The sequence below is a fragment of the Pseudomonas sp. SIMBA_067 genome (assembly GCF_046534675.1).
GTDB classification, from domain to species: Bacteria; Pseudomonadota; Gammaproteobacteria; order Pseudomonadales; family Pseudomonadaceae; genus Aquipseudomonas; species Aquipseudomonas putida.
The window spans coordinates 1-451 of sequence record NZ_JAWRYH010000056.1 but is presented as its reverse complement, the minus strand read 5'-3'; the positions used below and the strand labels follow the sequence as shown (position 1 = coordinate 451).

Annotated in this window: 1 protein-coding gene; it reads right to left on the bottom strand. The window is 61.4% G+C overall.

Annotation, left to right across the window (positions count from 1 at the left end; genetic code table 11):
• On the bottom strand, positions 1 to 451 hold a 451-nt coding region (locus SB765_RS28045; RefSeq protein ID WP_410932275.1), incomplete at both ends, for a ProQ/FINO family protein.

Genomic DNA, 451 nt, shown 5'->3' with positions numbered 1-451 from the left:
CGCACAATCATTGCCATGCCGGAAGCGAGCTGGACCCGAACGCCGTCTTTTGATACTTCAAGAACGGTAGCGTCCATCGCACTTTTGCCTGCTTTAACTTTAATACTCTGGCCGGGTTGCAAAGTTGAGGTATCAGTGATGGGTCGGGCTTCCTGCTCCGGACGTGGGGCTGGCTTGCGATGCTGTGAGGCGGTCGCACGCGGTGCAGTGGTCTGCGGACGCGGTTTACGCGCGGCTTCGCCTTCTGCAGGCTTACGTGCCGCGGGCTTGCGTGGACGACGCGGTGCCGCGCCCTCTTCGCTTTCGCCTGCTTCACGACGCGCGGCGCGCTGCTGGTCACGCTGCGCCTGGACGCGTGCTTTCGCTTCTTCCAGCTGCTTACGTGCATGCTCAACGTGTTGCTCATCCAGCACGCCACAGGCATTACCGTCGAGATCGACACGGATAGCAC